This is a genomic window from Arthrobacter sp. ISL-65 (assembly GCF_018613795.1).
In the GTDB taxonomy this organism is placed as follows: Bacteria; Actinomycetota; Actinomycetes; order Actinomycetales; family Micrococcaceae; genus Arthrobacter.
Genome location: NZ_JAGGPN010000004.1, coordinates 179,068 through 200,057, shown reverse-complemented (window position 1 = coordinate 200,057; position 20,990 = coordinate 179,068). Strand labels below are relative to the sequence as shown.

Annotated in this window: 18 protein-coding genes, 1 tRNA gene and 1 pseudogene; 11 read left to right on the top strand and 9 right to left on the bottom strand. The window is 64.9% G+C overall.

Annotation, left to right across the window (positions count from 1 at the left end):
- Positions 1-20 precede the first annotated feature (20 nt).
- The 8 genes and pseudogenes from J7I85_RS01760 (at position 21) to J7I85_RS01725 (ending at position 10,256) form a co-directional block, all read left to right on the top strand.
- Positions 21-2,513 carry an FAD-dependent oxidoreductase gene (locus tag J7I85_RS01760; RefSeq protein ID WP_214845799.1) on the top strand — a complete coding sequence of 831 codons (2,493 nt, stop codon included), beginning with the start codon at positions 21-23 and terminating at the stop codon, positions 2,511-2,513.
- Between the two features lie 110 nt (positions 2,514-2,623).
- Entirely contained in the window at positions 2,624-3,250 is a 627-nt protein-coding gene (locus tag J7I85_RS01755; protein ID WP_214845797.1) for a cyclodeaminase/cyclohydrolase family protein, read from the top strand.
- Positions 3,247-4,125: a bifunctional 5,10-methylenetetrahydrofolate dehydrogenase/5,10-methenyltetrahydrofolate cyclohydrolase gene (locus tag J7I85_RS01750; RefSeq protein WP_214845795.1), complete on the top strand. Its 879-nt coding sequence runs from the start codon at positions 3,247-3,249 to the stop codon at positions 4,123-4,125. Before J7I85_RS01755 ends, J7I85_RS01750 begins: the two co-directional genes overlap by 4 nt.
- Positions 4,122-4,370 carry a hypothetical protein gene (locus J7I85_RS01745; RefSeq protein WP_214845794.1) on the top strand — a complete coding sequence of 83 codons (249 nt, stop codon included), beginning with the start codon at positions 4,122-4,124 and terminating at the stop codon, positions 4,368-4,370. The genes J7I85_RS01750 and J7I85_RS01745 overlap by 4 nt, the downstream gene beginning before the upstream one ends.
- 46 nt (positions 4,371-4,416) lie before the next feature.
- Entirely contained in the window at positions 4,417-6,786 is a 2,370-nt protein-coding gene (locus tag J7I85_RS01740; RefSeq protein WP_214845793.1) for an FdhF/YdeP family oxidoreductase, read from the top strand.
- A gap of 248 nt (positions 6,787-7,034) precedes the next feature.
- Positions 7,035-8,328 (top strand): annotated as a pseudogene (locus tag J7I85_RS01735) (molybdopterin molybdotransferase MoeA).
- 3 nt (positions 8,329-8,331) lie between these two features.
- A complete protein-coding gene (fdhD, locus tag J7I85_RS01730) occupies positions 8,332-9,225 on the top strand; it encodes a formate dehydrogenase accessory sulfurtransferase FdhD (RefSeq protein WP_214845792.1) in 894 nt (297 codons plus the stop codon).
- 221 nt (positions 9,226-9,446) lie between these two features.
- Entirely contained in the window at positions 9,447-10,256 is an 810-nt protein-coding gene (locus J7I85_RS01725) for an IclR family transcriptional regulator (RefSeq protein WP_214845791.1), read from the top strand.
- A 37-nt stretch (positions 10,257-10,293) separates the two neighbouring features.
- Here the strand turns inward: J7I85_RS01725 and J7I85_RS01720 are convergent, their stop codons facing one another.
- From J7I85_RS01720 to J7I85_RS01705, 4 genes are all read right to left on the bottom strand, one after another.
- Positions 10,294-10,656, bottom strand: a complete 363-nt coding sequence (locus tag J7I85_RS01720; RefSeq protein ID WP_374102418.1) for an SRPBCC family protein — start codon at positions 10,654-10,656, stop codon at positions 10,294-10,296.
- Between the two features lie 421 nt (positions 10,657-11,077).
- Positions 11,078-11,353: a hypothetical protein gene (locus tag J7I85_RS01715; protein ID WP_214845790.1), complete on the bottom strand. Its 276-nt coding sequence runs from the start codon at positions 11,351-11,353 to the stop codon at positions 11,078-11,080.
- A gap of 459 nt (positions 11,354-11,812) precedes the next feature.
- A complete protein-coding gene (locus J7I85_RS01710) occupies positions 11,813-12,061 on the bottom strand; it encodes a hypothetical protein (RefSeq protein ID WP_214845788.1) in 249 nt (82 codons plus the stop codon).
- Positions 12,062-12,129: 68 nt separating this feature from the next.
- Positions 12,130-12,204, bottom strand: a tRNA-Lys gene (locus tag J7I85_RS01705).
- 220 nt (positions 12,205-12,424) lie between these two features.
- Here J7I85_RS01705 and J7I85_RS01700 point away from each other — a divergent pair.
- The 3 genes from J7I85_RS01700 to J7I85_RS01690 all read left to right on the top strand — a co-directional run bounded on the left by J7I85_RS01700 (position 12,425) and on the right by J7I85_RS01690 (position 14,202).
- The gene (locus J7I85_RS01700; protein ID WP_251023786.1) at positions 12,425-12,850 is read left to right on the top strand and encodes an Hsp20/alpha crystallin family protein; all 426 of its coding nucleotides are present in this window, start codon (positions 12,425-12,427) and stop codon (positions 12,848-12,850) included.
- 452 nt (positions 12,851-13,302) lie between these two features.
- Positions 13,303-13,569, top strand: a complete 267-nt coding sequence (locus J7I85_RS01695; RefSeq protein ID WP_308159359.1) for a hypothetical protein — start codon at positions 13,303-13,305, stop codon at positions 13,567-13,569.
- 9 nt (positions 13,570-13,578) lie between these two features.
- Positions 13,579-14,202 (top strand): TetR/AcrR family transcriptional regulator, encoded by a 624-nt coding sequence (locus tag J7I85_RS01690; RefSeq protein WP_251023785.1) that lies wholly within the window; start codon positions 13,579-13,581, stop codon positions 14,200-14,202.
- 151 nt (positions 14,203-14,353) lie between these two features.
- On the opposite strand, the gene J7I85_RS01685 is transcribed toward J7I85_RS01690, so the two are convergent.
- From J7I85_RS01685 to J7I85_RS01665, 5 genes are all read right to left on the bottom strand, one after another.
- Complete coding sequence (locus tag J7I85_RS01685) at positions 14,354-14,530, bottom strand: CsbD family protein (RefSeq protein ID WP_115523802.1); 177 nt, start codon at positions 14,528-14,530, stop codon at positions 14,354-14,356.
- 468 nt (positions 14,531-14,998) lie between these two features.
- Positions 14,999-17,350 carry an FdhF/YdeP family oxidoreductase gene (locus J7I85_RS01680; protein WP_214845784.1) on the bottom strand — a complete coding sequence of 784 codons (2,352 nt, stop codon included), beginning with the start codon at positions 17,348-17,350 and terminating at the stop codon, positions 14,999-15,001.
- 121 nt (positions 17,351-17,471) lie between these two features.
- Positions 17,472-18,092: an MBL fold metallo-hydrolase gene (locus J7I85_RS01675; protein ID WP_214845782.1), complete on the bottom strand. Its 621-nt coding sequence runs from the start codon at positions 18,090-18,092 to the stop codon at positions 17,472-17,474.
- The gene (locus J7I85_RS01670; protein WP_214845780.1) at positions 18,089-19,228 is read right to left on the bottom strand and encodes an S-(hydroxymethyl)mycothiol dehydrogenase; all 1,140 of its coding nucleotides are present in this window, start codon (positions 19,226-19,228) and stop codon (positions 18,089-18,091) included. The genes J7I85_RS01675 and J7I85_RS01670 overlap by 4 nt, the downstream gene beginning before the upstream one ends.
- A gap of 59 nt (positions 19,229-19,287) precedes the next feature.
- On the bottom strand, positions 19,288-20,886 hold the full coding sequence (locus tag J7I85_RS01665; RefSeq protein WP_214845778.1) for an APC family permease: 1,599 nt from the start codon (positions 20,884-20,886) through the stop codon (positions 19,288-19,290).
- Positions 20,887-20,990 lie beyond the last annotated feature (104 nt).

Sequence of the window (20,990 nt, the reverse complement as noted above, 5' to 3'; positions counted from 1 at the left end):
TAAATCAGCAGGAGAACCACATGGCATCAACGCCTCGAATCGTCATCATCGGAGCTGGCATCGTCGGCACGAACCTGGCCGACGAACTGGTCGCCCGGGGATGGAACAACATCACAGTGCTGGACCAGGGCCCGCTGAACATGCCCGGAGGATCTACCTCCCACGCTCCGGGCCTGGTCTTCCAGACCAATCCCTCCAAAACCATGGCGTCTTTTGCCAAGTACACTGTGGAAAAGCTGCTGTCCCTGACAGAGGACGGCGTCAGCTGCTTCAACCAGGTGGGCGGCCTGGAAGTCGCCACCACTGAAACCCGACTCGCTGACCTCAAGCGCAAGCTGGGCTACGCAGCCTCCTGGGGAATCGAAGGACGGATCCTCTCCTCCGCCGAGTGCAAGGAGCTCTACCCGCTCCTCGACGACGAGAACATCCTGGGCGGCCTCCACGTGCCTAGCGATGGCTTGGCAAGCGCCGCGCGTGCCGTGCAGCTGCTGATCAAGCGCACTGAAGCCGCGGGCGTAAAGTACCGCGGCTCCACCACCGTGACGGGAATCGAGCAGTCCGGGCGACGCGTTACCGGCGTCGAGACCTCCGAGGGCGTCATTCCGGCCGACATTGTCATCTCGTGTGCCGGCTTCTGGGGCGCGAAGATCGGTGCCATGATCGGCATGGCGGTTCCCCTGCTTCCGCTGGCGCACCAGTACGTCAAGACCACTGCGGTACCCCAGTTGAGCGGCCGCAACGAGCTGCCGAACGGAGCCACGCTGCCGATCCTTCGCCACCAGGACCAGGACCTCTACTACCGCGAGCACGGCGAACGCTACGGCATCGGCTCCTATGCCCACCGCCCCATGCCCGTCGACCTCGACACTCTGGGAACCTATGCCCCCGAGGCCGTCAGCGAACACAACATGCCTTCCCGGCTGGACTTCACCCTGGAGGACTTCCTGCCGGCCTGGGAGGCCTCGAAGCAGCTTCTTCCCGGACTGGCAGAATGCGAAATCGAGGATGGCTTCAACGGCATCTTCTCTTTCACCCCGGATGGCGGACCGCTCCTTGGCGAGTCCAAGGAACTCGACGGTTTCTATGTCGCAGAAGCCGTCTGGGTAACGCACTCCGCAGGCGTTGCCAAGGCGATGGCAGAACTTCTGACCACCGGCAGGTCCGAAACCGACCTGGGCGAGTGTGACATCACCCGCTTCGAGGACGTCCAGCTCACCCCCGAGTACGTCAGCGAGACCTCGCAGCAGAACTTTGTGGAGATTTACGATGTCCTCCACCCGCTCCAGCCCAAGCTGTCGCCCCGCAACCTGCGCGTGAGCCCGTTCCACGCCCGGCACAAGGAACTGGGGGCCACCTTCCTGGAGTCCGGCGGGTGGGAGCGGCCGTACTGGTTCGAATCAAACGCTGCCCTCCTCAAGGAGATGCCGGCGGAATGGCTGCCGCCGGCCCGGGACGCATGGTCCAACATGTTCAGCTCCCCCATTGCCGCCGCCGAAGCGTGGAAAACCCGCACGGCTGTCGCCATGTATGACATGACGCCACTGAAGCGGCTGGAAGTGTCCGGTCCCGGAGCCTTGAAACTGCTTCAGGAGCTGACGACGGCGGACCTGGACAAGAAGCCCGGGGCGGTCACCTACACCCTCCTGCTCGACCACGCCGGCGGCGTGCGAAGCGACATCACAGTGGCCCGCCTGAGCGAGGACACCTTCCAGCTCGGAGCCAACGGCAACATCGACACCGCCTACTTCACGCGTGCTGCCCGGCATCAGACGCAAAGCGGGTCCGCTTCTGACTGGGTCCAGGTGCGCGACACCACGGGCGGGACCTGCTGCATCGGCCTCTGGGGTCCCCTGGCCCGCGATCTGGTCAGCAAGGTCAGCGAGGATGATTTCTCCAACGACGGCCTGAAGTACTTCCGGGCAAAGAGCGTCGTCATCGGCGGGGTCCCGGTCACCGCCATGCGGCTGTCCTACGTTGGCGAACTCGGCTGGGAGCTCTACACCAGCGCGGACAACGGACAGCGGCTGTGGGATGCGCTGTGGCAGGCAGGACAGCCCTTCGGAGTCATCGCGGCCGGGCGGGCGGCGTTCAGCTCCCTGCGCCTCGAAAAGGGCTACCGCTCCTGGGGATCGGACATGACCACGGAGCATGACCCCTTCGAAGCAGGCCTCGGATTCGCCGTCAAGATGGCCAAGGAGAGCTTCATCGGCAAGGGTGCACTCGAAGGCCGGACCGAGGAGGGCTCCGCCCGCCGGCTGCGGTGCCTGACCATCGACGACGGCCGGTCCATTGTCCTGGGCAAGGAGCCCGTGTTCTACAAGGAGCAGGCAGTCGGGTACGTGACCAGCGCCGCTTACGCATACACCGTGGCCAAGCCGATTGCCTACGCCTACCTCCCGGCCGCCGTTTCGGTGGGCGATTCCGTCGAGATCGAGTACTTCGGGCGGCGTATCACGGCCACTGTTTCGGAAGAGCCGTTGTACGACCCGAAAATGACCAGGCTCCGCGGCTAAGCACCGCAGGGCCCTTCGGGGCCACGCAGCCCGGCTCATCCTCGCAACGGGGGCCGGGCTGCGTGCAGCCCCCTTTCCGCTCCAGCCTCTACCAGCCCAGGAATGAACAAATGATCGGTTCAGAAACAATTAATGACTACCTCGGCAGGCTTGCCTCGCGGAAGCCCACCCCTGGTGGCGGCGCGGCCGCGGCGCTCCACGCGGCGCAAGGTGCGGCCCTGGTGGCGATGGTGGCACGGTTCAGCACCGGCGGCACATATGAGCAGCACGCAGAGACAACGTCCCGAATCATTGCGGCCGCCGACCGGCTCATCGGCGAGACACTGGGGCTGGCCGACGCCGACGAAGCCGCCTTCAAAGCTGTGATTGCCTCTTACAAGCTGCCTGCCGCAAGCGACCCTGAGCGGCAGGCGCGCGCAGCCGCCATCAACGACGCACTTGGCCAGGCCGCCCAACCGCCGGCCCGCCTGATCATGCTGTCAGGGGCCGTAGTGGAGCTCGCGGCCGAACTTCTGGATATTGCGAACCCGAACGTCATCAGCGACATTGCCGCAGCAGCGGACGCGGCCAGGGCAGCGGCGACCACGGCCCGCGTCAACATCGACATCAACGTCGTAGCCATCAAGGACGCCCCGGCGCGCGCCGCACTGGCAGAACAAACCGACGGCCTTGAAGAAAAAGTCATTCTGGCGGCGGACTCGCTTTCACGCCAGGTACGGGAAAGGATCCTCCGATGACGGCATCCCTGCTCTCCGGCAAGCCTCTCGCCAAACTGATCCAGCAGAAGGCCCAGACCGAAGCCAAGGCCCTGGCCGAAGAGGGCTCATGCCCCACCCTCGCCGTCGTGGTTGCGACCGAGGACAGCTCCACGCACTGGTACGTGCGCTCCATAGAGCGCGCCGCGGAAAACGCCGGCATCGGCTGCAGGGTCATCGACGTCGGTCAGGACGCGACCGAACAGGTGCTCATCTCCGTGCTGAAGGACCTCAGTGCAGAGCCTTCCGTCAATGGCATCATTCTGCAGACTCCCCTGCCTCCGGGCGTCAAAACCCAGGAACTGGTCCAGTACATCGCCCCGGAAAAGGACATCGACGGCGCTAACCCGTTGAGCCTGGGACTTCTCGCCGTAGGGGAACGCGCCTTCGCCCCGGCCACGGCACGCGCTGTTGTTGAAATGCTGGACCACTTCGAGATCCCGGTGGCGGGCCGCAACGTGGTGGTGGTTGGCCGTTCCACCGTGGTCGGCAAGCCGCTGTCCCTGCTGCTGTTGGGGAAGGACGCCACCACGACCGTCTGCCACTCGAAGTCCGGCCCCCTCGGGAAGTACACCAAGGATGCCGACATCGTGGTTGTTGCCGCGGGCCGCACCGGGTTGCTCACCGGGACGGATGTTTCGGAGCATTCAGTGGTCATCGATGTGGGAACCAACGTGCTTTCCGACGGCTCGCTCGCCGGCGACGTCGACGAAGCCAGTGTCCGGCCGGTCGCTGCCGCGCTGACGCCCGTCCCCGGCGGTGTCGGCTCAGTCACCACGGCACTGCTGCTTCTCCACACCTCCGAAGCGGCGCGCGAACAGTCACGTGCAGCCAGGACGCCGGTCCTCACGCCATGACCGAGACAGTCATGGCGTGCAGCACCGCGCCTCAGGCCACCAGCACCAAGGTCGTGGCCGACTGGAACGCGCTCATGCCAGGCGATTTCGTCACCGTGCTGGAGTCGTACGCGGTTCCCCACAGCGGCTGGATCGACGACCTGACCGAGGATGGCCGCATCGTCTGGCTGGTTCTGGCCTTCGGGGGCGGCCGTCGCATGTTCTTCCGCGAGGACGGCGACATCATCACGGTCGAAGTTCCATAGTCAACGCACGCCCTCATTGCCCGGCAAAAGATTTAAGGAAGAGCCAATGGCGTCTAAAGCCCCACGCGAGAACATTGACGAGTCAAGGCTGACCGTCAGCAAACCCAAAACCAAGGCCGTGGGCATTCCCGCGGTGGCGAACGCCCTGAAAATCTCGCTGGAGCAGATGGGTCCCCTGCGCAGCGTCCAGACGCTGATGGCCGTCAACCAGATCGACGGGTTTGACTGCATGGGCTGCGCCTGGCCGGAACATGAGAAGCGCAATGCGGCGGAATTCTGCGAGAACGGTGCGAAGGCGGTGGCGGAGGAAGCTACCCGCCGCCGTGTCAGCCCGGAGTTTTTCGCCACGCATTCCGTCGCCGAGCTGAAGACACGCGACGACTACTGGCTGGGGCAGCAGGGAAGGCTGACCCACCCGATGGTCCTGGATGAGGGCGCAACCCACTACAGTCCCATCGACTGGGACGACGCCCTGGAGCTCATCGCCCAGGAACTCAGGGACATGGACCACCCCGACCAGAGCGTTTTCTACACGTCCGGACGGACTTCCAACGAGGCAGCGTTCGTGTACCAGCTGCTCGTCCGCGGCGTGGGCACGAACAACCTCCCGGACTGTTCAAACATGTGCCACGAGTCCTCCGGATCTGCACTGGTGGAGACCATAGGCATTGGCAAGGGTTCTGTCAGCCTGAAGGATCTGGAGACGGCGTCCCTCATCTTCGTGGCGGGCCAGAACCCGGGCACGAACCACCCGCGCATGCTCAGTGCCCTGGAGAAGGCGAAGAAAAACGGCGCCGCCATCGTATCCGTCAATCCGCTCCCCGAGGCCGGGCTCCTGCACTTCGAGAACCCGCAGACCGTCGTGGGTACGCTGGTGGGCACGCAGCTGACTGATGACTTCCTGCAGATCAGGGCCGGCGGCGACCAGGCACTCTTCCAGGGCCTCGGGAAATACCTGCTGGACGCAGAACGTGCAGGCAGGAACACCCCTGGCCTGTCCACGGTTTTTGATCACGACTTCATCAGCAACCATACTGTGGGCCTCGAGTCATACCTTTCGCAGCTGGAACAGGTGCAGTGGGACGACATCGTCGAGGCGACCGGCCTGACCATGGAACAGATCAACGCCACCGGTGAACGGCTCCTGGCGTCAGGCTCCACCATCGTCTGTTGGGCCATGGGCCTGACGCAGCACAAGCACTCAGTCCCCACCCTGCGCGACGTCGTCAATGTCCTGCTGCTGCAGGGCAACATCGGCAAGCCCGGAGCGGGAGTCTGCCCGGTTCGCGGACACTCCAATGTCCAGGGCGACCGGACCATGGGCATCTTCGAACGGATGCCCGAGAGCTTCCACGACCAACTGGACCAGGAATTCCAGTTCCATTCGCCGCGGGCGCACGGCTACGACACCGTCGCCGCAATCCGGGCAATGCGTGACGGCAAGGTCAGGCTATTCGTGGGCATGGGCGGAAACTTCGTGCGGGCGGCTCCGGACTCGGATGCCACCGAGAAGGCCCTGGCCAATACCCGGCTGACCGTGCAGATCTCGACGAAACTGAATCATTCGCACCTGTCGACAGGAAAGCGCGCCCTGATCCTCCCAACGCTGGGCCGCACCGAGAGGGACACCCAGCGGTCCGGTGACCAGAGGGTCACCGTGGAGGATTCCATGAGCGCAGTTCATGCGTCCCGCGGCCGGCTCAAGCCCGCCAGCGAGCACCTCATGTCCGAGGTGGCCATCGTCTGCAACCTGGCGCACAGGGTGTTCACCGACGCCAATGGCCAGCCCCGTCCCAACACCCCGGTGGCGGACTGGCTCTCGCTCCGGGACGACTATTCCCTGGTCAGGAAGCACATCGAGGCCGTCATCGATGGCTTCGAGAATTTCGAGGAGAGAATCCAGCACCCCGGGGGCTTCGTTCTGCCCCACCCGCCACGGGACAACAAGGAGTTCAAGACCCGGTCGGGCAAGGCGCACTTCACGTCCAATGCCCTGGAGTACCTTCGGGTTCCCCCCGGCCGGCTGATCCTGCAGACCCTGCGTTCCCACGACCAGTACAACACCACGATCTACGGAAAGGACGACCGGTACCGCGGAATCCATGGCGGCCGGCGCGTGGTGCTGGTCAGCGAGGCGGACATCGCCGAGCTGGGCTATGCCGACGGCGACATGGTGGACCTGGTTTCAGAGTTCCGGGGCACAGAACGCAGGGCGGAGAACTTCCGGATCGTGGGCTACTCGACGCCGAAGGGGTGCGCAGCCGCCTACTACCCGGAAACCAACGTGCTGGTGCCGCTGGACTCCGTGGCCGACACCAGCGGAACCCCGACGTCCAAGTCCGTCGTCGTCCGGCTGGAACCGGCAGGCGTCGTCAAGGCAGGGGAAAATCAAATGCTTGCAACCCTTCCGCACTGATATATCTTTACGATATAATTTGAATATCAGGGCGACCGGCGACGGCGCGGCGCCCAAGCCCGCACCGCCAAGGGCATAAAGCTGTTTCGTTTCCCGTAAACGGTGTTTCGGAGGCCTGAAATACCTGGGGAGGTAAGCGCCGGAGCACCGCTTTCGGGAAACGAAACAGCAGCGGCAGGCATGTCTTTTAGGACGTCGCCGCCAGGCGGGACGACAGCCCGGCAACCATCCAAACGAGGGGACGACCAGTGGTAGCTCTATCCCTTCAAACCGTCAACAGGCCCGGCGAGGATGGCGGGCGGGCCGCTCACGGGGAGCACACCTGGGCGGAAGCACGCCGTCTGGCTTTCGACTGCGCCAGCCCCCTTGGACCGGAGCGTATCCCGCTTGGGGAGGCGAACGGCAGAACCCTGGCGGCCGACGTCGTCGCGCTGCAGGAGATGCCCCACTACGCTTCATCCGCCATGGACGGCTGGACGGTTAGCGGTGACGGCCCCTGGACATTGACGGAACCGGGAAAGCCCCTCCGCAACGGAGAGGCCAGCCCTGTCGTCACAGGTGGGGTCATACAGCCAGGCTCCCAGGCGGTGCTCCGTGTTGAAAGCGGACGGCTTGCAAAGGACGCGGGCGGCCGGGCCATATTGCTGGTGGGAGACGGGGCTTCCCCCGGCGAACCCCGCCCGGGCCAGCACATCCGCAGGTCGGGCGAGGAAGCGGCAGCCGGCGAGGTGCTGATCCCTGCCGGGACGGCCTTGAACCCTGCGCATATCGCCCTGGCCGCCGTCGCAGGCTTCGACCAGTTGACAGTGCGCGGCGAGCCACTGGTCAAGATGCTGGTCACCGGCTCAGAGGTGGTCACGGCCAGAATCCCGGCACCGGGACAGGTCAGGGACGCCTTCGGGCCACAGCTCAGCACAGTCATCCAGATGCTTGGGGGTGTCCCGGGGCCGCTGGTCCGGATCGGGGACTCCTACGAGGAATGGCTCACGGCACTGGGTGCCGCCGAAGCGCCGATGGGGCAGTGGCCCGACGTCGTGGTGACCACCGGCGGCACAGGGCGCTCGGGCGCTGACCATTTCCGAAATGCCGTGGTAGCGCTCGGCGGGCGACTCCTCGTCGACGGCATCGCCATGCGGCCCGGCCACCCTGCCGCCCTGGGCAAACTGCCCAACGGCCGGTTCGTCGTCGGGCTTCCCGGCAACCCGCTCGCCGCCCTCATGGCGCTCTTCACCGTTGGCGGTCCGCTGCTGGCCGCCCTCGGTCACCAGCCTCTGCCCGGCATCAGCCGGGTGCCGTGCGGCACCACCATCGACGCCCACCGTGCGGTCCACCCGGCTCATGCCGTTCCGCTGGGTCAAGGACCTGGCGACTCCCGCCTACTACACCGGCCCCGGGATGATGCGCGGACTGGCCACCGCCGACGGCGTCATGGTGGTTCCGTCCCGCGGCGTTCAGCTGGGTGAGCCGGTTCCGGCATTTGCGCTCCCGTGGCGCCCGGAGCTGCGGCCCCCGCTTCCCGGCAAATTGATCTGGGAGGACTAGAACGTGGCCCGCATGACCCAGCGCCGGAAGGTACACCGCTACCTGCTGGACGGCTCCGAAGCCGCCATGGAATATCCAGTGCGGCTGCGCGAAGACGTGCTGGCGGCCGAGGAGCCGCTGGAAATCCGCTTCGGAAACCTGTCCTTTGCCGTGACGATGCGGACGCCCGGCGATGACTTTGACCTCGTTGCGGGTTTTCTCGTCTCGGAGGGCATCATCGCCAGCCAGGCGGATCTCGTTTCGCTGCGCTTCTGCGCCGGGGAGGACGAAACCGGCAGGCAGACGTTCAATGTGGTCGAAGCGCAGTTCCGTCCCGGCTTGGCACTGCCGGACACCGGCAGGCACGTTTACACGTCAAGCTCCTGCGGCATCTGCGGCAGCACATCCATCGAGGCCGTCCGCAAGACCCTCACTTATGACGTGCACGGGGACCAGCTGCGCGTGCCGATCGATGTCATAGCACGTCTGCCCGAACAACTGCGCGAAGCCCAGGCGCTGTTCGACAAGACCGGCGGCGTCCACGCAGCAGGGCTGTTCAAGATCGGTGACCGGGGTGAAGCGGAGCTGCTTTGCCTCCGCGAGGACGTGGGCCGGCACAATGCCGTGGACAAGGTGATCGGGTGGGCGCTGCGCGAAGGGCTTCTGCCGTTGCGCGGAACCGTCCTCCAGGTCTCGGGCAGGGCGTCATTCGAGCTCGTTCAAAAGGCTGCCCTCGCCGGCATCCCGGTTCTGGCTGCGGTCAGCGCACCCTCAAGCCTGGCAGCGGACCTCGCCGCCGACGCCGGTGTAACCCTTGTGGGCTTCAGCCGGGGCAAGAGCCTCAATGCGTATGTGGGCCAGGAAAGGCTGGCGCCCCCACTAGCGGCTCCTGCGCTAACGAGCCCCAAAATCGGCTGACCACTCCAGACAGCTTCAGGAACCCCGCCGCGGCACAGTGACCCGTTCACAGCCGCGGCGGGGTTCCGTGTTTCCGGGATTCCCTGCGTCCGGGGAATAAAGGCTGTGTTCAGGAAGATGACGCCGGTGTGTCCGACGCAGTCTAGGATCAGACGTGTGAAGCAGGCGGGATGGTGCAAAGCCTGACGGCTGGTCACGGCGACAACATGGGAGCACCTCTGATGGCTGCGAGAGACGAACCAGGGAACGACAGGGATGCGGACGCCCAAAGCGGAGGCGGCGTCCAGTCCGTAGACCGCGCCCTCCAGATCCTGGAAATCATCGCCAGGGACGGACACGCAGGCGTCAGTGACATCGCCGACGAAATGGGAGTTCACAAGTCCACCGTTTCGCGGCTGCTCGGCTCGCTGGTGTCCAGGGAGATCGTGCGGCAGAACAATGACCGCGGCAAGTATCAGCTGGGATTCGGCATCCTTCGCCTGGCGAGCTCCATTCCCGGCCGGCTGAGCCTGGTCCACGAGGCGCGTCCCACCCTGGAGAGCCTCGCACACCAATACAAGGAAACCGTCAACCTCGCCGTCCTGCGTTCCGGCTACGCGGTGAACGTCGACCAGGCCATGGGCCCGTCGACGCTGGCAACGTCCGACTGGGTGGGCAGCCTCACGCCCCTCCACGCCACCTCCAGCGGCAAAGTACTGCTGGCAGCCCTGCCGGCTGAAGAACGGTCCCGGATCCTCCAGGAGGCGGGCCTTCCGGCCCGCACCCCGCGGACCATCACTGACAGGGATGCCTTGGAGAACCAGCTCCTCGACGTTTCCCGCGACGGTTACGCCGTTGTTCATGAGGAATTCGAAATCGGCCTAAACGCTGTTGCCGTGCCGGTTTACAACCACTTCGGGACGGTCATCGGGGCCGTCAGCATCTCCGGTCCTGCCTTCCGCTTCAACCCCGAAAATACGCCCGGCTTGATCCAGGGCCTCCGGGACGCTGGCCTGAGCATCAGCGGAAAGATGGGCTACACACACCGATGACCCCGGACCGAGGGTCCGGGGTCATCGAAATGATCGTTTAGGAGGCGGCGGTTGGTGCGGCCTCTTTGCGTTCGAGGGTTTCAGCCCGTTCCTCCAGCGGCGGGGTGCTGTCGGTGATGCCCAGCAGTGCCTCGCCGGACAGCTCGACGTCGCCAACCTTTTCCTGGATCCAGTCGTGGAAAGCACCGATGTGGTGCTCGGACGGGACGAGCACGCCGCCCTTGGAGTAGACCTTGGAGGCCATGCCCGGCTGGCAGCGTTCGCACGCGTCGAAGTCCTGCATGTTCACCCGGTGGAACAGCTCAACGGAGGCAGTGACGTCCTTGCCGGACTCGACGACGGAGGGCAGGTACAGCCAGTCGTCCTGACCCCCTTTGCGCCAAGAACGACGGCGACACACCGGTGAGTCCGGGGTGTCGCCGTCGTTCTTGGTTAAGAAGAGGTCAGGACGGCTGCGGGAAACACTTCCATTCTCGACATAGCCTGAGGAAGTCAGGCGCGCTCCTCGCAGGCGCGAGAGAACCTTCCTGACCCGCCTGAAATTTGAGCCGTCAGATTTCAAAGAAGAACCCCGCGGCACGAGTCAGTTGCGCGGGGTTCTTCTTCGGTGGTTTTCGAACACACACGTGACGGAGTGCTGGGACCGACGACGGAGCTGGGTGCCGGCTGGCATGGGGGACACCAGCGGCCGTCCGCCGCCGGCCGGTTCCAATTTTACGCCGGGTATATGGCGAAGAATAGGTTGGTCTTCGGGAGCAGTTGCGGCCGGTCTTCCCCGACAAAGTAGCCCGGAAAAGGCAACGGCGCCGCCGCTGAGCGGACTACGAACCGGCAGTCTGCATTGTGGGCTTTTGGCAGTCCTTGAATGGTGGCAGGTCCTCCGGGGCCTGGACGTCGTGGAGGTGGGCGAGCAGAGCCTGCTCGGGATGCCCCGGGTTCTGAGAGAGGTGCCGGAGCAGGGCCAGGCGTATGCCGGGGTCCAGGTCCTGCTGGGCGAGGATCCCGCCGATCAGCTGCGTGAGCTGAAACTGCAGAAGCCCGCCCGGTCCGGCCGTTGAACCCGCGCCGGCGGCATTGCCGGTCACCTCGACGTCCACGGGAACCACCTCCTTAGCCTTGTCCCCACTGCTCGTACTCTGCCATCACTTCATGATGAATTCCCTGTGGACAATTGGACCGCTGTAGGGTTTTCCACCCTCTGTTCTGGTGGGGCCATCAAGGGTGGGCTCTCCGATGGGCATTGTTTTCCAAGGGGCGGCTATCGGTTCATAGGGTTCGTCGGGTTTCCCCAAGGCGCCAGCGAAAGGATCTGGGTATCTGGCCAACGAGGCGCCCTCCGGGCCAGTCCGCCGGGCCTGGCAATGCACCCCCCGCCAAGCCGGGCCCGGCGGGAACCTTGATGCAGCCGAGTCGTCAGCGACGGACTCCAAGTCCCCTCCGTGGCTGTTTCTGAACGCCAATAATGACCTTCGTCAACCAAAAGCCAGCAGGGGGTCGCCTATTCGCTCTTCCTGGCGGGCCGGGCGTTGGATCTGCCATGTCACGTGCGCCGACCGCTAGGACAAACCTGTGATCCGCGGTTGGTTCCAGGCCGGTTCGCGGCCGGGAGTGTTGCGGCTGAGCAGGTCCAGCAGTTCGCCTTGGTCCAAACCAGTGGCTTCACTGACCTCAGCAAGGGTCGCGTCCCCGGTGCGCAGCAGCGCCGCCGAGGATTCCCGCAATGTTCGGTGGGCCACGTCCAGGGCGGTCTGGGTGGCCGCCATGACCGCCGCGAGTGCCCGCAACCTTTGGAGTTCTGGGTTCATGTCTCATTCACCGCCTTCCATCTGAACCGCGCCCGGACCGGAAATCCCCACTACTGTCCGTCCGGAGTTGCACCCGGTGGGGCTCGAACCCCACGACCCGAGGATTAAAAAGTCCCCTGCTCTTCCGGCTGAGCTACGGGTGCGGCCTACCCTGCACGCATGTGATCCTCCCGGCAATCGCTCACAACCCTCAAATAATCTGTATCGGCTGCTATAGATTTATTAGCACTGGTGAAGGGTGCACGCAAGGGTTTTTCTGGCGCGAGAACTGACGCGAAAGCTCTTGCAGACGGCAATGGACAGTGCTATTAAATCTATGTCAACGGATACAGATCCGATCGAAGATGATCAAGGAGGTATGTGATGTTGATGTTCGATCCTTTCCGTCAGCTGGACCGCCTCGCCGAACAGGTGCTGGGGACTGTGGCCCATCCTGCAGCCATGCCGATGGATGCATGGCGGGAAGGGGATGACTATGTCTTTGCCCTGGATCTGCCGGGCGTGGACCCTGATTCCATTGACCTGGGCGTGGACAAAAACGTTCTGACGGTCCGCGCCGAACGGAAGGACACGGCTGGAAAAGACGTCGAGATGGTGGCCTCCGAGCGGCCCCGAGGTGTCTTCAGCCGCCAACTCGTTCTCGGGGAGGCCATGGAGACCGATAAAATCACGGCAAACTACGACGCGGGCGTCCTGAACCTACGAATCCCCGTGGCTGCCCAAGCAAAGCCGCGGAAAATCGAAATAGAGACCAAGGGAGGCCAGCAGCACCAAATCAACGCGGCCTAACAGACCGGGACGGGCTCCCCCGTTACACGCTAACGCTGCCTCCTCGGGCGGCTGGCACCAGAAGGAAACGCCACCGCGCTTGTAGCGCACATGCAGCAGCAGCGCACGGGCCGTCCCAGCGGCGGTCCCCGGCCGCCCGCGGCGCCGGGGACCGTTCGCCACTCGAGGTCGACGGTCAGTTATATCCTTCGCGGCATCGTCGGGGCGCGGGGGCCGCACCCCCAGACCGCGCAAGAAGCAAATGCCGCCGGGACGGCAACGCGCAATGAGCGCTCTGGGCTCCCGCAGTCCTGTCAACAAGCCGGCGCCGGGTCACACGCGCCGTCGCCTTCACTTCGTTTTTATCCGCCCGGCGGGTCTCGCTCCCAAGCTGCTCTCCGGCCGTAGGCTTGGCGCGATCCGCACGCCTGTATAGGGCGGCGTGGCACGCCCAAACCAGGAAGGAAGCATCAATGGAGATGGACATCGGGGAAAACTGGGACAAGCTCAGCCCCTCCACGCAGCAGTGGCTCATCGACAATCCAGGATCCACAATCCTGCCGCGGACCATGGCCGCCATGATCTGCAAGGAGATCGGCAAACCAGCAGACCGTGACCTGCACGGGGGCTCGCAGCTGTCACAGGAGGACCGCGACTTCATCCTGGACAAGGCCCGCTCCGCCTCCTCAGCAGGGCCGGAGCTTAGGTTCTTCAGCCCTGCATCCACCCCGCGGACCTAGGAGTTCCGGATGATGACCGCAGCCGGGGTTCCGCAGGGCGGTTCACTTCCGGGCCAGCCCTCGCCGTCCCCGGTCGAAACTACCGAACGTATCCTCAGAACTGCCTACGAACTGTTCTCCCAGCGGAGTATCCGGGATGTCGGCGTCAACGAGCTGATCGACACCTCCGGGGTTGCGAAGTCGACGTTCTACCGGCACTTCCCGTCAAAGGACGACCTGGTCCTGGCAGTGCTGGCCCTCCGTGACAAGGTCTGGTTCGCGGAAATCGTTGCCGAGGCACGGCGCCGCAGCGCTACTCCGGAAGAGGAATTGCTGGTCATCTTCGACGTCTTCGCCGACTGGCTCGGAAGCGGTGGCTACAAGTCCAACATGCTGATAAAGGTCCTCATGGAAATGGGCCCTGACCATCCCCTCGGCCGCGCCAGCGTCGAATACCTGGCCAGGATCAGGGAACACGTCCAGGCCCTGGCCGAAGACGCCGGGCTGGAGCGCTGCGAACTGCTCGCCCGGGCGTGGCACCTCTTACTGAAGGGATCCATCATCTCCGCAATGGAGGGCGACCGTGAAGCCGCCGAACTAGCCAAGCAGATGGCCACCTGCCTCATCGAACGTCACCGCCGCCCCGTGTTGTGACTTGCGTGCTCTGACCGGAGAGCAGGTCCGCGCTGGCCGAAGACACGCCGCTCCGCGGGCAAGTAGCCGGGCCTGTTCCCACACTCCCTACTCTTCCGGGCACAGCGAAGGGCGCACCCGTTCGCTGAGTGCGCCCTTCGTTGCCGGCTGGTCAGTCCTTCTTGAAAGCGTCCTTGACCTTTTCGCCGGCCTGCTTCAAATCGCCTTTGGCCTGATCGGCCTGACCCTCGGTCCGCAGGCTCTCATCGCCCGTGGCGGTGCCTGCCGCTTCCTTGCCCTTGCCGCCAGCCTTCTCGGCAGCGTTCTCGATCTTGTCACCCAATCCCATGGTGTTTCCTCCTCTGGTTGGCAGCCGTTCGCATTCGGCTACGAACATCATAAGCATGCTTAGGATCTTTTTTTCAAGTGCGCGCTCACGCGGATGCTCGGCAACTCAGGACGATTGGTTGGCGTAGTGACGCAGAGGCTGCCGTGGAAACATGCATGGGATGCACGAAACCTGGAGGGTCCACTAGTCCCGATCAACGTCGACGACACCCGGGTCGATATCACCAGTCGGACACGCCTTACCAAACTTTTAACGAAGGATGTCCAACTCCGGCGAACCCAGCGCCCGAAGTCGAGGTCGGACTCGGCCCGCTCCCGCAATAACCCGTCCGGTTGAGCTACACCCAACCTGACGCCAGGCTGGTGGCCAGGGGCCGTCAGAACAGGGTTCGATTCTTCTTTTTTTGGGTTCTTTCCCAGAACTTCCCCGCTTCCGAAAGGAAGCGGGGCAGTTCCGTGCAGAAATCGGCTAGCCGGCTGAGACCGTCTCCAGCGCGCCAGCCGCGCCGGCGGCAGCCCCGCCGGCGTGCGGCTCGAAGCGCACGAACATGGCCTTGAATCCCGGAGTGTTGGACACCCGCGCCACGTTTTCCTTGTGGACCAGAGCGTTGGCTTCCGGGAAGTACGCCGCGGCGCAGCCCTTGGCGGTCGGGTAGACCACCAGCCGGAATCTCTCGGCACGGCGATCCGTGCCCTGGAAGGTGCTCACCACGTCCACGAGGTCGCGGTCCTGGAAGCCCTGCTCGGCGAGGTCCTCTGGGTGCACCAGGATCACGCGGCGGCCGCCGGAGATCCCGCGGTACCGGTCGTCCAGGCCGTAGAACGTGGTGTTGTACTGGTCGTGGCTGCGGATGGTCTGCAGCACCAGGTGCCCCTTCGGCGGCGTGAGGTACTCCAGCGGGCTGACCGTGAAGCGGCCGCGGCCGATGTCCGTCTTAAAGGACCGGGTGTCCCGCGGCGGGTTGGGCAGCACGAAGCCGTTCCTGGTCCGGACCCTGGCGTTGAAGTCCTCGAACCCCGGCAGGACGCGGGCGATGTGGTTCCGGACCACGTCGTAGTCCTCGGCCATGGCCTTCCAGTCCACCGCGTGGCCGGGGCCGAACGTTGCCTCGGCCATCCGTGCCACGATGACGGGTTCGGCGAGCAGGTGCTCGGACACCGGCTGCAGCCTGCCCTGGGTGGAGTGGACCACTGACATGGAGTCCTCCACGGACAGGAACTGGGCGCCCTTGGGGTGCTTGTCGTCCTTGTCCGTGCGGCCCAGCGTGGGAAGGATGAGCGAGGTGCGGCCGTGCACCACGTGCGACCGGTTGGGCTTGGTGGAGATGTGCACGGTCAGGCCGATCCGCTGCATCCCGGCTTCCAGGGTCTCGGTGTCCGAGCACGCGAGGGAGAAGTTGCCGCCCATGGACACGAACACGTCCACCTCGTCGCGCTCGAAGGCCTCCATGGACTCCACGGCATCGTGGCCGTGGTGCCGCGGTGACTCGATACTGAACTCCTTGTCCAAGGCCTCCAGCAGCCACTCCTTCGGCTTCTCCCAGATGCCCATAGTCCGGTCGCCCTGGACATTGGAATGTCCGCGCACCGGGCACGCGCCGGCACCGGGCTTGCCGAAGTTGCCCTGCAGCAGCAGGACGTTGACCATCTCCTTGATGGTGTCCACCGAGTGCGGCTGCTGAGTCACACCGAGGGCCCAGCAAAAGATGGTGGCCTTGGACGCCACCAGCATCCCGGCCACGTCCACGATCTGCTTCCGGCTCAGGCCGGTGGCCCGTTCCGTCTCTTCCCAGTCCAGGTCCCGGCGCGCTTCCCGGTACGCGTCGAAGCCGTCAGTCTGCGCCGCAATGAAGGAATGGTCGACGACGGCCCCCGGGTTTTGCTCCTCGGCCTGCAGCAGCAGGTGGCCCAGTGCCTGAAACAGTGCCAGGTCCCCGCCCACCTTGATCTGCAGGTATTCGTCGGCCAGCGGCGTGCCGCCGCCCACCACGCCGGAGATGGTCTGCGGGTCCTTGAAGTTGAAGAGGCCGGCCTCGGGCAGCGGGTTCACCGCCACCACCTTGCCGCCCTTATCCTTGCACTCCTTGAGCGCGGACAGCATGCGTGGATGGTTGGTGCCAGGGTTCTGCCCCACCACGAAGATGAGCTCCGAGTCGTGGATGTCCTCCAGCGACACCGTGCCCTTGCCGATGCCGATGGTCGGGTTCAGCGCGGAACCCGAGGACTCGTGGCACATGTTGGAGCAGTCCGGCAGGTTGTTGGTGCCCAGGGACCGGGCGAACAGCTGGTACATGAACGCCGTCTCGTTGGCCGTGCGGCCCGAGGTGTAGAAGACGCAGCGGTCAGGGGTGCTGGCGCGGATGTGCTCGCCGATCAACTCGAAGGCGTCCGCCCAGGAGATCGGCGAGTAGTGCGTCTCCCCCTCCCTGATTACCACCGGTTCGCTGAGCCGGCCCTGGTTTCCCAGCCAGTACTCGGTCTTCTCCGCCAGTTCGGCGATGGAATGCTTCGCCCAGAACTCTGCCCCCACGGTCCGCAGGGTGTTCTCCTCGGCCACGGCCTTGGCGCCGTTCTCGCAGAACTCGGCGGCCTTGCGCTTCTTGTCCGACTCCGGCCACGCACAGCCGGGACAGTCAAAACCGCCGCGCTGGTTGAGCCGCAGCAGCGACTGCGCCGTGCGGGTCACGCCGGCCTGCGCCACGGCGCGCTCCAGCGCCACCATCACGGCCTTGACGCCGGCGGCTTCGGTCTTCGGCTTGTGGACTTCGAGCTTGTCCTCGTTGATGTCCGCGGCGGGGGCGGGCTGCTTCCCGAACTTCATTGTTCCAACTTCCTAACCGGCTGCTTTCGTGCCTGTTTTGATCGCCACGAAGGCGCGCCAGGGATTCCTGGCGCGCCTTCTGTGTGGCGATCTTGTCTTTCTTCTTACTGTGTCACCTGTCTTACTGGGCTACTTTGGCGAGGGTTTCGCGTTCGGCGGCGATGGTGGTGTTGTCGCCGTGTCCGGTCCTGACGGTTGTTTCCGGCGGGAGGGTGAGGAGCCGTTCGCGGATGGAGGTCAGGATGGTGGGGTAGTCGCTGTAGGAGCGGCCGGTGGCGCCGGGTCCGCCGTTGAACAGGGTGTCTCCGGTGAACACGGTGTTCTCGGATTCGAGGTGGAAGCAGGTGGAGCCGGGTGAGTGGCCGGGGGTGTGGATGGCCCGCAGCGTGACCCCGCCGATCTGGAACTCGTCCCCGTCCGCGATGGCCTGGTCGGGGGTGGTGCCGGGGTAGACCTGTTCCCAGAGGACCTGGTCCTCGGGGTTCAGGTGGATCGGGGCGCCGACGGCGTCGGCGACGTCGCGGGCGGCGCCGATGTGGTCGTTGTGCGCGTGCGTGAGCAGGATCGCCTTCACTTTCCGGCCGCGGACGCCGTTGATGATCGCGGCGGCGTCGTGCGGGGAATCAATGATCACGCACTCGGTGTCGTTGCCCACGATCCAGACGTTGTTGTCCACGTCCCAGGTGCCGCCGTCGAGCGAGAACGTGCCGGAGGTGACGAGGTTTTCGATGGTGACGCTCATGCCGAGGCCACCGCCGGCTCGGCAGCAGCCGCCGTGGAGGCCCCTGCGGGCTGGATCTCCACCACTGAGCGCAGGACCTTGCCCTCATGCATTTTGCCGAAGGCCTCCTCGACCTGGTCGATGGTGATCCGTTCGGAAACGAACGCGTCCAGGTCCAGGTTGCCGGCCTTGTAATGGGCCACGAGCATGGGGAAGTCGCGGGAGGGCAGGCAGTCCCCGTACCAGGAGGACTTCAGCGACCCGCCCCTGCCAAAGACATCCAGCAACGGCAGCTCCAGGACCATCTCCGGGGTCGGCACGCCGACCAGGACCACACGGCCGGCCAGGTCGCGGGCGTAGAAGGCCTGCTTGTAGGTTTCGGGCCGGCCGACGGCCTCGATCACCACGTCCGCGCCGTTCCCGCCGGTGAGTGCCCGGATCGCCTCGACCGGGTCGGACGTGCGGGAGTTCACCCCGTGCGTCGCGCCCAGGGTCTTGGCCATCTCGATCTTGTTCTCGTCGATGTCCACGGCGATGATCGTGGTGGCCCCGGCGAGCTTCGCACCGGCGATCGCGGCGATGCCCACGCCGCCGCAGCCGATCACGGCCACCGACTCGCCGCGCCTGACCTCACCGGTGTTGATCGCGGCGCCGATGCCCGCCATCACACCGCAGCCCAGCAGCCCCACCGCGGCCGGGTCGGCGTCCTCATCGACCTTGGTGCACTGCCCGGCAGCGACCAGGGTCTTCTCCGCGAACGCCCCGATCCCCAACGCAGGGGACAGTTCGGTGCCGTCCTCCAGGGTCATCTTCTGCACCGCGTTCGCGGTGTTGAAGCAGTACTGCGGCTGGCCCTTCGCACACGCCCGGCACTGCCCGCACACCGCACGCCAGTTCAGGATCACCCGGTCACCCGGGGCGACCTCCGTGACACCCTCACCCACCGCGGAAACAACACCGGTGGCCTCATGGCCCAGCAGATACGGGAACTCATCACCAATCCCGCCCAGCTTGTAATGCAGATCCGTGTGGCACACCCCGCACGTCAGGACATCCACCAGCGCCTCACCCGGACCCGGATCCGGCACCAGGATCGTCTCCACCGACACCGGAGCGTCCTTCGCCCTGACAACAACAGCCTTGACTTTATGAACCATGAGTTAATGTTCCTTTCCTGAGTCCTGGGGACTCGTAGGCAACGGCACCCGTTGCCAATCTAACTGACTCGTTGCGGTTCAAGATCATCTTCCATCGGATCAAGGCCATCCGCACCCGACGTCGGGTGGGCCGCCACGGCAGCCGCATGCTCGGCCAGGACACCGGTCTGGTGCCTGATCTTCAGGCGGTAGAGCAGGGCACCTCCCACGGTGACGGTAGCGACGAAGATGACCCCGCCCCACTGCAGATACCACTCGAACGGCGGCACCGAGTTGTAGATTTCCGGGCGCGGCCAGATCAGGTTCAGCGTCATGGCGCCGCCCCACAGGACCGCGAGGATGTTCACAGGCAGCCCCCATTTGCCCATGCTGAAACCGGCCTCGGAGTGGTCGCCGGCGCCCGGCCACTTCTTCAGGAGGCGCTTGCGCAGCATGGGAACCGTAACCAGCAGGTAGGACATGTAGATCAGGACGATGCTGATGCTGGAGAGGATGGTGAAGATCGCCGGCTGCATAACGTTGACCAGCAGCGGGATGACGGCCAGGACGCCGATCACGATGGCCGCAATGGTGGGGGTCTTTCGGACCGGGTCCACCTTGCTGAGCTGGCGGCTGAAGGGCAGGTTGTTGTCCCGGGCCATGGCGAACATCATGCGGATGGCTGCGGCGTGGACGGCCAGCGTGCAGACCACCACGGCCACCACGATGCAGACGAGGAAGGCCTTGCCGAAGGGTCCGCCAAGGACGGAGAGCACAATGTGCTGCAGACCGCCGTCGGCCGCGCCGATCTTGGGGTCGGTGAGGTCCGGCGCCGCCAGGATGCCGAAGAGCAGGATCAGCCCGCCCAGCAGGAAGGAGGCGGTGACGGCCCGCAGGATTGCCTTGGGTGCCGTACGCTTCGGGTCCTTCGTTTCCTCGCCGAGGGAGCTGGCGGTGTCGAAGCCGTACATGACGTAGCCGGAGGCCATCGCGCCAATGAGGAACACGCCGAAGAATCCCAGGTCGTGGCCTTCGCCGAACCCGGCGGTGTCGAAGAAGACCTCGGGGCCCCGGACCACGTGCCAGCCCAGGGCGAGGATCAGCAGCACCGCCGCGACGAGCTCCACGAACACGCCGATGCTGTTGATCATGGTCATGAGTTTCACACCGAAGGCATTGATGAGGGTGGAAATGGTGATCATGATGGTGGCCAGCACGACGCCGTTCATTGCGAAATCAAAGGGGCCGGTGCCGTCACCGACGATCTGGAAACCGGACCAGAGCTGCGGCAGGGTTATCTGCAGGGCCAATGCCACGGATCCCAGCGCCATGATGGAGGACAGCAGCAGCAGCCAGCCAGCGAGCCAGGCCGAGGTCCCGGAGGCGAGCCGCTTGGCCCAGTTGTAGACGGAGCCGGCCACGGGGTAGCGGCCTGCCAGTTCGGCAAAGCACAGCGCCACCATCAGCTGGCCGACGAAAACGATGGGCCAGGACCACGCATAGGCCGGGCCGGCCATGGAAAAACCAAAGTAGAACAGTTGAAAAACACCGGTGAGGATGGAGATGTAGCTAACGCCTGCGGCGAAGCTGGCGAACTTGCCGATGCTCCGGTCCAAGGTCTGGGCATAGCCGAACTCGTCCATGCCGCTTGAATCAGTACTCTTGCTGGGTTCCAACATCTGAACTCCTAAGTCAGAAAAGCACGATGGTGATGACCCGCGGCCGCCTTTGGACGCGGGTAACACTACACCCACGTGAAATCGCACGCAGGTGTATCGACGGC

Bases quoted from the DNA above. Each gene is read 5' to 3' on its own strand.
- J7I85_RS01760 (WP_214845799.1), top strand. From the start codon at position 21: ATGGCATCAACGCCTCGAATCGTCATCATCGGAGCTGGCATCGTCGGC.
- J7I85_RS01755 (WP_214845797.1), top strand. From the start codon at position 2,624: ATGATCGGTTCAGAAACAATTAATGACTACCTCGGCAGGCTTGCCTCG.
- J7I85_RS01750 (WP_214845795.1), top strand. From the start codon at position 3,247: ATGACGGCATCCCTGCTCTCCGGCAAGCCTCTCGCCAAACTGATCCAG.
- J7I85_RS01745 (WP_214845794.1), top strand. From the start codon at position 4,122: ATGACCGAGACAGTCATGGCGTGCAGCACCGCGCCTCAGGCCACCAGC.
- J7I85_RS01740 (WP_214845793.1), top strand. From the start codon at position 4,417: ATGGCGTCTAAAGCCCCACGCGAGAACATTGACGAGTCAAGGCTGACC.
- J7I85_RS01725 (WP_214845791.1), top strand. From the start codon at position 9,447: ATGGCTGCGAGAGACGAACCAGGGAACGACAGGGATGCGGACGCCCAA.
- J7I85_RS01710 (WP_214845788.1), bottom strand. From the start codon at position 12,061: ATGAACCCAGAACTCCAAAGGTTGCGGGCACTCGCGGCGGTCATGGCG.
- J7I85_RS01700 (WP_251023786.1), top strand. From the start codon at position 12,425: ATGTTGATGTTCGATCCTTTCCGTCAGCTGGACCGCCTCGCCGAACAG.
- J7I85_RS01695 (WP_308159359.1), top strand. From the start codon at position 13,303: ATGGAGATGGACATCGGGGAAAACTGGGACAAGCTCAGCCCCTCCACG.
- J7I85_RS01690 (WP_251023785.1), top strand. From the start codon at position 13,579: ATGATGACCGCAGCCGGGGTTCCGCAGGGCGGTTCACTTCCGGGCCAG.
- J7I85_RS01685 (WP_115523802.1), bottom strand. From the start codon at position 14,530: ATGGGATTGGGTGACAAGATCGAGAACGCTGCCGAGAAGGCTGGCGGC.
- J7I85_RS01680 (WP_214845784.1), bottom strand. From the start codon at position 17,350: ATGAAGTTCGGGAAGCAGCCCGCCCCCGCCGCGGACATCAACGAGGAC.
- J7I85_RS01675 (WP_214845782.1), bottom strand. From the start codon at position 18,092: ATGAGCGTCACCATCGAAAACCTCGTCACCTCCGGCACGTTCTCGCTC.
- J7I85_RS01670 (WP_214845780.1), bottom strand. From the start codon at position 19,228: ATGGTTCATAAAGTCAAGGCTGTTGTTGTCAGGGCGAAGGACGCTCCG.
- J7I85_RS01665 (WP_214845778.1), bottom strand. From the start codon at position 20,886: ATGTTGGAACCCAGCAAGAGTACTGATTCAAGCGGCATGGACGAGTTC.